Origin of the sequence: Streptomyces sp. NPDC049970 (assembly GCF_040660235.1) — a bacterium.
GTDB lineage: Bacteria > Actinomycetota > Actinomycetes > Streptomycetales > Streptomycetaceae > Streptomyces.
This window is the reverse complement of record NZ_JBFALP010000002.1, coordinates 600,040-612,067: the sequence shown is the minus strand read 5'-3', so window position 1 is coordinate 612,067 and position 12,028 is coordinate 600,040. Positions and strand designations below refer to the sequence as shown.

Annotated in this window: 6 protein-coding genes; 5 read left to right on the top strand and 1 reads right to left on the bottom strand. The window is 70.4% G+C overall.

What is annotated here, in order from left to right; genetic code table 11:
- Window positions 1–20 precede the first annotated feature (20 nt).
- Window positions 21–671: a DsbA family protein gene (locus tag AB0I83_RS05520; RefSeq protein ID WP_356534692.1), complete on the bottom strand. Its 651-nt coding sequence runs from the start codon at window positions 669–671 to the stop codon at window positions 21–23.
- A gap of 133 nt (window positions 672–804) precedes the next feature.
- On the opposite strand from AB0I83_RS05520, the gene pepN (AB0I83_RS05515) reads away from it, so the two are divergent.
- The 5 genes from pepN (AB0I83_RS05515) (at window position 805) to pepN (AB0I83_RS05495) (ending at window position 11,975) form a co-directional block, all read left to right on the top strand.
- The gene (gene pepN / locus AB0I83_RS05515; protein WP_363303716.1) at window positions 805–3,396 is read left to right on the top strand and encodes an aminopeptidase N; all 2,592 of its coding nucleotides are present in this window, start codon (window positions 805–807) and stop codon (window positions 3,394–3,396) included.
- Window positions 3,397–3,565: 169 nt separating this feature from the next.
- The gene (locus AB0I83_RS05510; RefSeq protein ID WP_363303715.1) at window positions 3,566–4,576 is read left to right on the top strand and encodes a hypothetical protein; all 1,011 of its coding nucleotides are present in this window, start codon (window positions 3,566–3,568) and stop codon (window positions 4,574–4,576) included.
- Between the two features lie 145 nt (window positions 4,577–4,721).
- On the top strand, window positions 4,722–8,030 hold the full coding sequence (locus tag AB0I83_RS05505) for a S8 family serine peptidase (protein WP_363303713.1): 3,309 nt from the start codon (window positions 4,722–4,724) through the stop codon (window positions 8,028–8,030).
- Window positions 8,031–8,213: 183 nt separating this feature from the next.
- A complete protein-coding gene (locus AB0I83_RS05500) occupies window positions 8,214–9,242 on the top strand; it encodes an aspartate-semialdehyde dehydrogenase (protein ID WP_363303712.1) in 1,029 nt (342 codons plus the stop codon).
- A 156-nt stretch (window positions 9,243–9,398) separates the two neighbouring features.
- Complete coding sequence (gene pepN / locus AB0I83_RS05495) at window positions 9,399–11,975, top strand: aminopeptidase N (RefSeq protein ID WP_363303711.1); 2,577 nt, start codon at window positions 9,399–9,401, stop codon at window positions 11,973–11,975.
- Window positions 11,976–12,028 lie beyond the last annotated feature (53 nt).

The following is a 12,028-nucleotide window of genomic DNA, read 5'->3' as shown; positions in this document are numbered from 1 at the left end:
GCCCGGGGCACGGTGCGAGGTCAGTCGAAGACCGGGCCCTGTGTGCGGGTGCGCTTGATCTCGTAGAAGCCGGGGATCGACGCCACCAGCAGCGTACCGTCCCAGAGCTTCGCCGCCTCCTCGCCCTTGGGCGCGGGGGTGACGACCGGGCCGAAGAAGGCGATCTGCTCGCCGTCGGCGCCGGGCACGGCGATGACCGGGGTGCCGACGTCCTGGCCGACCTTGTCGATGCCCTCCTGGTGGGAGGCGCGCAACTCCTTGTCGTACGCGTCGGAGTCGGCGTACTCCAGGAGGTCGGCGGGCAGGCCGACGTCTGCCAGGGCGCCCGCGATCGCCTCGCGGGTGGGGCCCTCGCCGTTGTTGTGGATGCGGGTGCCGAGGGCCGTGTAGAGCGGGCCGGTGATCGCGTCCCCGTGCTTCTGCTGCGCCGCGACGACGACGCGCACCGGCGCCCACGCCTGCGTGCGCATCATGTCCTGGTACTCCTCGGGCAGCTCGTCCAGCCTGGGCTCGTTGAGTACGGCGAGGCTCATCACGTGCCAGCGGACCTCGACGTCGCGGACCTTCTCCACCTCCAGCATCCAGCGGGAGGTCATCCAGGCCCAGGGACAGAGCGGGTCGAACCAGAAGTCGGCGGGGACCTTGACGCCTGCCGTGCTGTTCTCGGGCATGTCTCTCCTCATGAGGTCGGTCTGCTCCTGGTTTCCAGAACACCGCGGGGCGCGCCCGCCATTCCCGTGCGAGGGCGCGTACGGCCGCATGCGAGGATCAAAGGTGTTCGAATGAGACACGAAGGAGTGTTCAGTGCCCGGTGAAAACCTGTCCCGCGACGAGGCCCGCGAGAGGGCCGAGCTGGTGACCGTCGACGGTTACGAGGTCGCTCTCGACCTGCGTTCCGCCGTCGGCGAGCCCGGCGGGGGCGACGGGGAGGCCGGTCCGCGCACCTTCCGCTCGCAGACCACGATCCGCTTCCGCGCCGGCCGAGCCGGGGCGTCGACGTTCGCCGATCTGCTGGCCCCGGCAGTGAGCGCCGTGACGCTGAACGGCAAGGACCTGGACCCGGCGACCGTCTTCGACGGCGCCCGGATCGCGCTGGACGACCTCGCCGAGGGTGAGAACGTCCTGGTGGTCGACGCGCGGTGCGCGTACAGCCGGACCGGCGAGGGCATGCACCGCTTCGTCGACCCGGAGGACGGCGAGGTCTACCTCTACACGCAGTACGAGCCGGCCGACGCACGGCGCGTCTACGCCAACTTCGAGCAGCCCGACCTCAAGGCGCCCTACCGCTTCGAGGTGACGGCGCCGGAGGGCTGGGAGGTCCGGAGCAACGGCGCCGAGGAGTTCCACGAGGGCGAGGTGTGGCGGTTCGCCGAGACTCAGCCCGTCTCCACGTACATCACGTCGGTCCTCGCCGGGCCGTACCACTCGGTGAGCGACGTCTACACGCGCACGCTGGACGACGGTTCGAAGCTGGAGATCCCGCTGGCGGCGCTGTGCCGCAAGGGCCTGGCGCGGCACTTCGACGCCGACGACGTCTTCCTGGTCACCAAGCAGGGGCTGGACTTCTTCCACGACCACTTCGACTACCCGTACCCCTTCGGGAAGTACGACCAGGCGTTCGTGCCGGAGTACAACCTCGGCGCGATGGAGAACCCGGGCCTGGTCACCTTCCGCGAGGAGTACATCTACCGCGGCAAGGTCACCACGGCGTCCTACGAACGGCGCGCCAACGTCATCCTGCACGAGATGGCGCACATGTGGTTCGGCGACCTGGTCACCATGCAGTGGTGGGACGACCTGTGGCTGAAGGAGTCCTTCGCCGACTTCATGGGGACGTTCTCGATGGTGGAGGCGACCCGTTTCACCAACGGCTGGATCACCTTCGCCAACAACCGCAAGGCCTGGGCCTACCGCGCCGACCAGCTGCCGTCCACCCATCCGGTCACGGCCGACATCCGTGACCTGGAGGACGCCAAGCTGAACTTCGACGGCATCACGTACGCCAAGGGCGCGTCGGTGCTGAAGCAGCTGGTGGCCTACGTGGGACGGGACGCGTTCCTGGAGGGCGCGCGCCGCTACTTCAAGCGGCACGCCTACGGGAACACCCGGCTCGGCGACCTGCTCTCGGTGCTGGCCGAGACCTCCGGGCGCGACATGACGGCTTGGTCGCGCGCGTGGCTCCAGACGGCGGGGGTCAACGTCCTGACGCCGGCCGTCACGTACGACGGCGAGGGCAGGATCGCGGAGCTCGCCGTGACCCAGGAGGCCGCCGCCTCGCACCCGGAGCTGCGACCGCACCGGGTCGCGGTGGGCCTGTACCGGCTCACCCCGGAGGGCACGCTGGTGCGGTACGCCCGCGCCGAGACCGATGTCGCGGGCGCGCGTACCGTCGTCACGGAGCTGGCCGGGGCCGAGCGGCCCGACCTGGTCCTGGTGAACGACGACGACCTGACGTTCTGCAAGATCCGCTTCGACGAGGGGTCCCTGGCAACCCTGCGCGAGCACCTCGGCGGCGTCACCGACCCGCTGGCGCGGGCGCTGTGCTGGTCCGCGCTGTGGAACCTGACCCGTGACGCGCTGCTCCCGGCCCGGGACTTCGTGTCCCTGGTGCTGTCGTTCGCAGGCCGGGAGTCGGACATCGGGGTCCTTCAGATGCTGCACACCTGGGCCCGGTCGGCCCTGGAGCACTACGCCGCGCCGGCCTGGCGCGAGGAGGGCGGCCGGGCGCTGGCGGAGGGCGCGCTGCGGGAGCTGCGGCTCGCGGAGCCGGGGAGCCAGCACCAGCTGACGTGGGCACGGTTCTTCGCCGCGGTCGCCACGTCCGACGCCGACCTGCGGCTGCTGGGAGAGCTGCTCGACGGCTCGGCCGTGATCGAGGGCCTGGAGGTCGACCAGGAGCTGCGCTGGGCGTTCCTGTCGCCACTGGTCTCGCACGGCGCGGCCGACGAGGCGGCCGTGGACGCCGAGCTCGCCCGCGACGACACGGCGTCCGGCAAGCGGCACCACGTGAGGTGTCTGGCCTCGCGCCCGTCCGCCGCGGTCAAGGCGCAGGCCTGGGCGGCGGTCGTGGAGTCGGACAAGCTGTCCAACGCCCTCGTCGGGGCGACGATCGCCGGCTTCGAGCAGCCCTCGCAGCGTGAGCTGCTGGCGCCGTACACGGCCTCCTACTTCGAGGCCATCGAGCGGGTGTGGGCCGAGCGCTCCATCCAGATCGGCATGGACGTGGTCAAGGGCCTGTTCCCGGGGCTGCAGGACGACCCGGCGACCCTCGCCGCGACGGACGCGTGGCTGACCTCGCGCCCGGACGCGGCACCCGCGCTGCGTCGCCTCGTCCTGGAGGCGCGGGACGATCTGGCCCGGGCGCTGCGGGGTCAGGCGCACGACGCGGGGGCGTGAGGACACGGCGCGCGCCCCGCAGGCACGGAGCGCGCGCCGTCCGCATACCCCGTCGTGACCACTCTTTTCGTCCATCGAACTGGCGTGCTTTGGGGCGGCCTTGTCCTGGAATGTCGACGGACGTGTAACACGAGTCATGGCCTGGCGGGCCTGCGGGAACGTCCCCGGCATGACCCACAACATCCCGCTGTCCCCCGACACCGCCCACGACGTCCGTCACCGCGTGCAGTCCGTCGCGCAGCTGCGCGCCCGGGGCGTGACCTCGGCGCAGACCGCCGCCCGGTGCCTGCCCGGCGGCCCGTGGCAGCAGCTGCTGCCCGGCGTCTACCTGCTGCACTCGGGGCGGCCGTCGGACGAGGAGCGCTTGCGCGGCGCGCTGCTCTACGCCGGGCGACCCGCCGCCGCGCCCGCCCGCCGCACCGTGCCCGTCCAGGCCGGACACGGCTACGGCGAGGCGATGGTCACCGGCCTGGCGGCCCTGGCGCTGTACGGCTTCGCGTCCGCGCCCCCGGCAATCGCGCTGCACCGCGTCGACGTACTGGTACCGCGCACCAGGCGGCTGCGCTCCACCCGGTTCGTGCAGGTGACCAGGGCCGCGGTCCTGCCCCGGCCGCAGCGCCGGCTGGGGCTGCCGCTGGCGCCGGTGGAGCGGGCCCTCGCCGACGCGGTGTCCGCGCTCGACGACGCATCGACGGTGCGCCGGCTCCTGACGGAGGCGGTGCGCGGCGGGCACTGCGAACCCGTCGCGGTCGTCCAGGAGTTGAACGCCGCCGAACTGCTGGGCCGCGCACACGTGACCGACGCCGTCGACGCACTGCTCATGGAGGGCCGGGCGGTGGCCGAGGGCCGGCTGTACGAGATGGTGCGCACCCACGGACTGCCGGAACCGCTGTGGAACGTCGAGCTGTCGCTGCCGGGCGGCCGCCTCCTGGGCGGGGTGGACGCCTACTGGCCGGAGCAGGCCGTGGCGCTCGAACTGGGCGTCCGCTCACCCCGGGAGCAGCACGTCGTCTTCGCCGCGGAACGGGAGCACCTGGAGCGCCTCGGGGTCACGGTGGTGCGGGTGGGTTCGAAGCAGTTGCGCGAGGCCATGTCCCAGCAGGCGGTGGTGGTGCGCACGGCGATGATGGCGGCCGAGGACCGTGAGCCGGCGGCGTACGTGGTGGCGCTGCCCCGTTGAGTGGCGGAATGGGGCCAGTGGCGGATCTGTGCCATGTCCGGTTCTCGTACCCGTCAACTCTCCACAAACCCCTGTCATTTACGAAAGGCTGAGCGGTCATCGGGTACCGAATTCCGGACTCTCTCTTTCTTTCACAAAAACAGGGATGCTGATGACCAAGGAATCCCCCAGCTCCATACCCGGGGCGAGACGCGCGGCGCGCATCGCGGCCGCAGCCGGCCTGGCGGCCGCACTGGCCGCCTCCGGCGCCGCCCCGGCCTTCGCCGCCGACGACCCGGCCGCCTCTCCGGTGAAGCCGGCCGCGGCGAGCGCGAAGGGCGACAAGCTGGGCGAGGCCGACGCCGGTGTACTGGCGAAGGCCGAGGCCAAGGGCGAGAAGAACATCACGATGATGGTCGCCACCGAGCCCGGTGCGACCGAGAAGGTCGCCGAGCAGCTGGACGCCGTCAAGGGGTCCGTGGTGGGGCAGACGTACGACAAGCTCGGCTACGTCCGGGCGACCGTGCCGACCGCGACCGCCGAAGCCACCATCAAGGCGGCGCAGAAGCTCTCCTCCGTCCAGGGGATCGATCTCAAGCAGGAGATCGAGCTGGACGACCCGACGCCCGCGGGCGACCGCGTCGCCGGGGTGAAGCAGCCGAAGGCCACGGGAAGTTACCCGGCGCCCGGCAAGAGCACGCCCGCGAAGAACCCGTACAACCCGTCCTTCGAGACGGGCGCGGTCGACTTCGTGAAGCAGCACCCGAAGGCCGACGGCCGCGGGATCACCATCGGCGTCCTGGACTCCGGTGTCGACCTCGGCCACCCCGCGCTGCAGAAGACCACCACCGGCGAGCGCAAGATCGTCGACTGGGTCACGGCGACCGACCCCGTGAACGACGGCGACGGCACCTGGCTGCGGATGACCGCCGCCGTGGCGGGTCCGACGTTCACCATCGGTGGCCGCACCTACTCGGCACCGGAGGGGTCCTACAAGATCCAGCTCTTCTCCGAGGCCGCCACCAAGGGTGGCGACATGGCCGGGGACCTGAACCGGGACGGCGACACCACCGACGTCTGGGCCGTGCTCTACGACCAGGTCGCCGGCACCGTGCGCGTCGACCTGGACAACGACGCGGACTTCCGCGACGACGCCGTGCTGAAGCCGTACAAGGACAAGCACCAGGTCGGGTACTTCGGGACGGACAACCCGGCGACCCAGATCGTCGAGCGCATCCCGTTCGTCGTCGAGACCCGCAAGGACGTCGTCTACAACGCGGCCGGCGCGAAGGCCGACTACGTCAACATCGGCGTCATCGAGAGCGAGCACGGCACCCACGTCGCGGGCATCACCGCGGCCAACGGCCTGTTCGGCGGCAAGATGAACGGCGCGGCGCCCGGCGCCAAGGTCGTCTCGTCACGTGCCTGCACCTGGTCCGGCGGCTGCACCAACATCGCGCTGACCGAGGGCATGATCGACCTCGTCGTCAACCGCGGCGTCGACGTCGTCAACATGTCGATCGGCGGTCTGCCGCCGCTCAACGACGGCAACAACGCGCGCGCCGAGCTCTACAAGCGGCTCATCGACATCTACGGCGTGCAGCTGGTCATCTCGGCCGGCAACGAGGGGCCCGGCCTGAACACCATCGGTGACCCCGGCCTCGCCGACCACGTCATCTCGGTGGGCGCGTCCATCTCCAAGGAGACCTGGGCCGCCAACTACGGCTCGAACGTCACCAAGAAGTACGACATGCTGCCCTTCTCCTCGCGCGGTCCGCGTGAGGACGGCGGCTTCACGCCGACCCTGACGGCACCGGGTGCGTCGATCAACACCACGCAGACCTGGTTCCCCGGTGGTCCGGTCAAGGAGTCGGGCTACTCACTCCCCGCCGGCTACTCCATGCTGCAGGGCACGTCGATGTCCTCGCCGCAGGCCGCGGGCGCGACGGCGCTGCTGCTGTCCGCCGCGAAGCAGAAGCACATCGAGCTGCCCCCGGCCGATCTGCGGACCGCGCTGACCAGCACCGCGACCCACATCGACGGTGTGCCCGCGCACGCCCAGGGCTCCGGTCTGATCGACATCGTCGGCGCCTGGAAGCAGATCGAGAAGCAGGGCGCCCCGGCGCACGAGTACACGGTGAAGGCCCCGGTCGACACCGCGATCGACTTCGCGCTGAAGGACCCGGGCTTCGGCACCGGACTGTACGACCGTGAGGGCGGCCTGAAGGCCGGCCAGAAGAAGTCGTACGACGTCACCGTCACCCGCACCACGGGACCGGACAAGGCCGTCAAGCACAAGCTGTCCTGGAAGAACAACGACGGCACCTTCTCCCTGACGGGTTCGAGCACCGTCTCGCTGCCGCTCGGCAGGCCGGTGACCGTCAAGGTCCAGGCGAAGCCGCGTACGGCGGGCGTCCACAGCGCGATCCTGCGGGTGGACGACGCGAAGACCAGCGGCGTGGACCAGCAGATCCTCTCCACGGTGGTCGTCGCCAAGGAGCTGGTGAAGCCGGGTTACGCGTTCTCGACGACCGGGTCGGTGAAGCGCAACGGCACCACGTCGTACTTCGTGAACGTGCCGGAGGGCGCCGAGACCCTCGAGGTCGCGCTCAGCGCCCTGCGCTCGGGCAGCCAGACGCGGTTCATCTCCATCCACCCCTACGGGGTCTCGGTGGAGGACAGCTCCACGATCTTCTGCTACCCGAACTACGAGAACCCGGCCAACACCTGCCGCCCGGACACGCGCTCGTACAAGGCGCCGCAGCCGGGCGTCTGGGAGATCGAGGTCGAGTCCCGCCGCACGTCGCCGCTGCTGGACAACCCGTACAAGCTGGACGTCTCGCTGCTCGGCGCCACCTTCGACCCGGCGGTGCAGACCATCCCCGAGGCGAAGATCGGCACCCCGGCGGCGGTGGACTGGACGGTCACCAACAACGCCGGCGACCTGGAGGGCAAGCTCAAGGGCGGCTCGCTGGGTTCGGCCGACGTCGAGCGTCCGTCGATCTCCACGGGCGGCGAGTACACCAAGACGATCACCATCGGTGAGGGCGTCGAGAAGCTGGACGTCGCCGTCGGCAACACGTCGGACGCCAACGCCGACATCGATCTGTACGTGTACAAGGGCGCCACCCAGGTGGGCGCCTCGACCACGGCGGGCTCCGAGGAGTCCGTCAGTCTGGTGAAGCCGGCGGCCGGCACGTACACCGTCGTCATCGACGGCTACTCGGTCCCGGCCGGGACCACCGAGTACGACTACCGGGACGTGTACTACGCCCCGTCGCTCGGCGAGATCAAGGTCGACGAGTCGAAGGCCGTGAACCTGGTCAACGGCGCGTCCGCCGAGGTCGGCGCCGAGGTCGTGGTCGCCGGAGCGGCTCCCGAGGGCCGGCAGTTCTTCGGCGAGGTCCAGCTGGTGAACGCCCGCGGCACCGCGGCGGGCACCGGCAGCGTGGTGATCGAGAAGGTCGCGCCGTAGCCGTCACGGCGGTGTGATCCGCACGACACCGCACGACCGTGGGGCGGGTGCTGTCAAGGCACCCGCCCCACAGCTCTGAGCGCACCCGGCCCACCTGCTGGACAATGGATTGGACAACGGGACCCCGGACATAAGCATCATGGACCGGCAACCGTGCCCGTTCGCATCCGTGAGGGAGTCTCTGTGAAGGTCGGAATCGTCGGCGCCACCGGTCAGGTCGGCACAGTCATGCGCAGCATCCTGGCCGAGCGGAAGTTCCCCGTCGCCGAACTGCGTCTCTTCGCCTCCGCGCGCTCCGCGGGCTCCACCATCACGTACGAGGGCACGGACATCACCGTGGAGGACGCCTCGACGGCGGACTACACCGGGCTCGACATCGTGCTGTTCTCCGCAGGGGGCGCCACGTCCAAGGCGCTGGCCGAGAAGGTCGCCGCCCAGGGCGCCGTGGTGATCGACAACTCCTCCGCCTGGCGCAAGGACCCCGAGGTCCCGCTGGTGGTCTCGGAGGTTAACGCGCACGCGATCCGCAACCGCCCCAAGGGCATCATCGCCAACCCGAACTGCACCACGATGGCCGCCATGCCCGTGCTGCGCCCCCTGCACGACGAGGCACGGCTCGACGCGCTGACCGTGGCCACCTACCAGGCGGTGTCCGGTTCCGGGGTCGCCGGTGTCGCGGAGCTGCACGGCCAGGCGTCCAAGGTCGTGGCCGACGCGGACAAGCTGACGCACGACGGTGCGGCCGTCGACTTCCCGGAGCCGGCCGTCTACAAGCGTCCGATCGCGTTCAACGTGCTGCCGCTCGCCGGCGCCATCGTCGACGACGGTTCCTTCGAGACCGACGAGGAGCAGAAGCTCCGCAACGAGTCCCGCAAGATCCTGGAGATCCCGGAGCTCAAGGTGTCAGGCACCTGTGTCCGGGTCCCGGTCTTCTCCGGTCACTCCCTCCAGATCAACGCCCGCTTCGGCCGCCCGATCAGTGTCGAGCGCGCCTACGAGCTGCTGAAGGACGCCGAGGGCGTCGAGCTCTCCGAGATCCCCACCCCGCTCCAGGCCGCCGGCAAGGACGCCTCGTACGTGGGCCGCATCCGGGCCGACGAGACCGTCGAGCACGGCCTCGCGCTGTTCGTGTCCAACGACAACCTGCGCAAGGGCGCCGCACTGAACGCGGTCCAGATCGCGGAGCTGGTCGCGGCGGAGCTCAAGGGCTGACCCCTCACCCGCTCACCCGCGAAAGGGCGGCCTCCTGCGTCAGGGGGCCGCCCTTTCGCGTGCCCGGACCCGCCGGGCCGGGCGGAAAACGGACGCGCCGCGCCTGTCCCACGTGGAAGGATGGCCAAAAACATCGCATATCAAGGAGATGACCGCGTGCCTGGCACGAATCTGACCCGCGAAGAGGCACAGGAGCGGGCGCGCCTGCTGACCGTGGACGCGTACGAGATCGATCTCGACCTCTCCGGGGCGCAGGAGGGCGGTACCTACAGGTCCGTCACCACCGTGCGCTTCGACTCCGCCGAGGCCGGTGCGGAGACCTTCATCGACCTGGTCGCCCCGGCCGTGCACGATGTGGTGCTGAACGGCAAGGACCTGGACATCGCCTCCGTCTTCCGGGACTCCCGGATCACGCTGAAGCACCTCCAGGCCGGCGCCAACGAGTTGAAGGTCGTCGCCGACTGCTCCTACACCAACACCGGCGAGGGTCTGCACCGGTTCGTCGACCCGGTCGACGAGCAGGCCTACCTCTACACCCAGTTCGAGGTGCCGGACGCCCGCCGGGTGTTCGCGAGCTTCGAGCAGCCCGACCTGAAGGCGACCTTCCGCTTCACCGTGAAGGCACCCCCGGGCTGGACCGTGATCTCCAACTCGCCGACGCCCGAGCCGAAGGACGACGTCTGGTCCTTCGAGCCGACGCCGCGCGTCTCGACGTACATCACGGCCCTGATCGCCGGCCCGTACCACGCGGTTCACAGCAGCTACGAGAAGGACGGCCAGTCCGTTCCGCTCGGCATCTACTGCCGGCCGTCGCTCGCCGAGTTCCTCGACGCGGACGAGATCTTCGCCGTCACGCGGCAGGGCTTCGAGTGGTTCCAGGAGAAGTTCGACTACGCCTACCCGTTCGCCAAGTACGACCAGCTCTTCGTCCCGGAGTTCAACGCGGGCGCGATGGAGAACGCGGGCGCGGTCACCATCCGCGACCAGTACGTCTTCCGCTCGAAGGTGACGGACGCCGCGTACGAGACGCGGGCCGAGACCATCCTCCACGAGCTGGCCCACATGTGGTTCGGCGACCTGGTCACCATGGAGTGGTGGAACGACCTGTGGCTGAACGAGTCGTTCGCCACGTACACCTCCATCGCCTGCCAGGCGGACGCCGAGGGCTCGAAGTGGCCGCACTCCTGGACCACCTTCGCCAACTCGATGAAGACCTGGGCCTACCGCCAGGACCAGCTTCCCTCGACGCACCCGATCATGGCGGACATCCAGGACCTCGACGACGTCCTGGTGAACTTCGACGGGATCACGTACGCGAAGGGCGCCTCGGTCCTCAAGCAGCTCGTGGCGTACGTCGGCAAGGACGCGTTCTTCAAGGGCGTGCAGGCGTACTTCAAGGCGCACGCCTTCGGCAACACGCGCCTCTCCGACCTGCTGGGCGCACTGGAGGAGACCTCCGGCCGTGACCTGAAGACCTGGTCGAAGGCGTGGCTGGAGACGGCGGGGATCAACGTCCTGCGCCCGGAGATCGAGACCGACGAGAACGGCCACGTCAGCTCCTTCACCGTCCTCCAGGAGGCCCCGGCCCTGCCCGCCGGCGCGAAGGGCGAGCCGACTCTGCGCCCGCACCGCATCGCGATCGGCTGCTACGACCTCGACGAGGCCGGGAAGCTGGTCCGTACGGACCGGATCGAGCTGGACGTCGACGGCGAGCGCACCACCGTGCCGTTCCCGGCAGGTACCGCCCGCCCGGCGGTCGTCCTGCTCAACGACGACGACCTGTCGTACGCGAAGGTCCGTCTCGACGAGGAGTCCCTGCGGGTCGTCACCGCGCACCTGGGAGACTTCGCCGAGTCCCTCCCCCGCGCCCTGAGCTGGGCCTCGGCGTGGGACATGACGCGTGACGGCGAGCTGGCGACGCGTGACTACCTGGCGCTGGTCCTCTCCGGCATCTCCAAGGAGACGGACATCGGCGTGGTGCAGTCGCTGCACCGCCAGGTGAAGCTGGCCCTCGACCTGTACGCGGCGCCGGAGTGGCGCGAGGCGGGTCTGAACCAGTGGACCGAGGCGACGCTGGCCCACCTGCGCGCGGCGGCGCCCGGGGGCGACCACCAGCTGGCCTGGGCACGCGCCTTCGCCACCACGGCGCGCAGCCCGCTCCACCTGGACGTGCTCCAGTCGCTGCTGAACGGCACCCAGGTGATCGAGGGGCTGGCCGTCGACACCGAGCTGCGCTGGGCGTTCGTGCAGCGCCTCGCCGCGACGGGCCTCCTGGACGAGGAGGAGATCGCCGCCGAGTACGAGCGCGACAGGACGGCGGCGGGCGAGCGCCACGCGGCGTCCGCCCGTGCGGCCCAGCCCACGGAGGGTGCGAAGGCCGAGGCGTGGGCGTCGGTCGTCGAGTCGGACAAGCTGCCGAACTCCCTCCAGGAGTCGGTCATCGGCGGTTTCGTGCAGACCGACCAGCGTGAGCTGCTGGCTCCGTACACGGAGAGGTTCTTCACGGCGGTCAAGGACGTCTGGGACACGCGGAGCCACGAGATGGCCCAGCAGATCGCGGTGGGCCTGTACCCGGCCCTCCAGGTCTCCCAGGAGACCCTGGACGCCACGGACGCCTGGCTGGCATCGGCGCAGCCGAGCGCCGCGCTGCGCCGGCTGATGTCGGAGTCCAGGGCGGGCGTGGAGCGCGCGCTGAAGGCCCAGGCGGCGGACGCGGCGGCGGCTACCGCGTAGCCTCCTCGGCCGGACCGGGAGGGGGCGCTCCCGCCGGGGGCGCCCCCTCCCGT

Excerpts from the sequence above, each read along its gene's own strand:
- AB0I83_RS05520 (WP_356534692.1), bottom strand. The coding sequence starts at position 671 with ATGCCCGAGAACAGCACGGCAGGCGTCAAGGTCCCCGCCGACTTCTGG.
- AB0I83_RS05510 (WP_363303715.1), top strand. The coding sequence starts at position 3,566 with ATGACCCACAACATCCCGCTGTCCCCCGACACCGCCCACGACGTCCGT.
- AB0I83_RS05505 (WP_363303713.1), top strand. The coding sequence starts at position 4,722 with ATGCTGATGACCAAGGAATCCCCCAGCTCCATACCCGGGGCGAGACGC.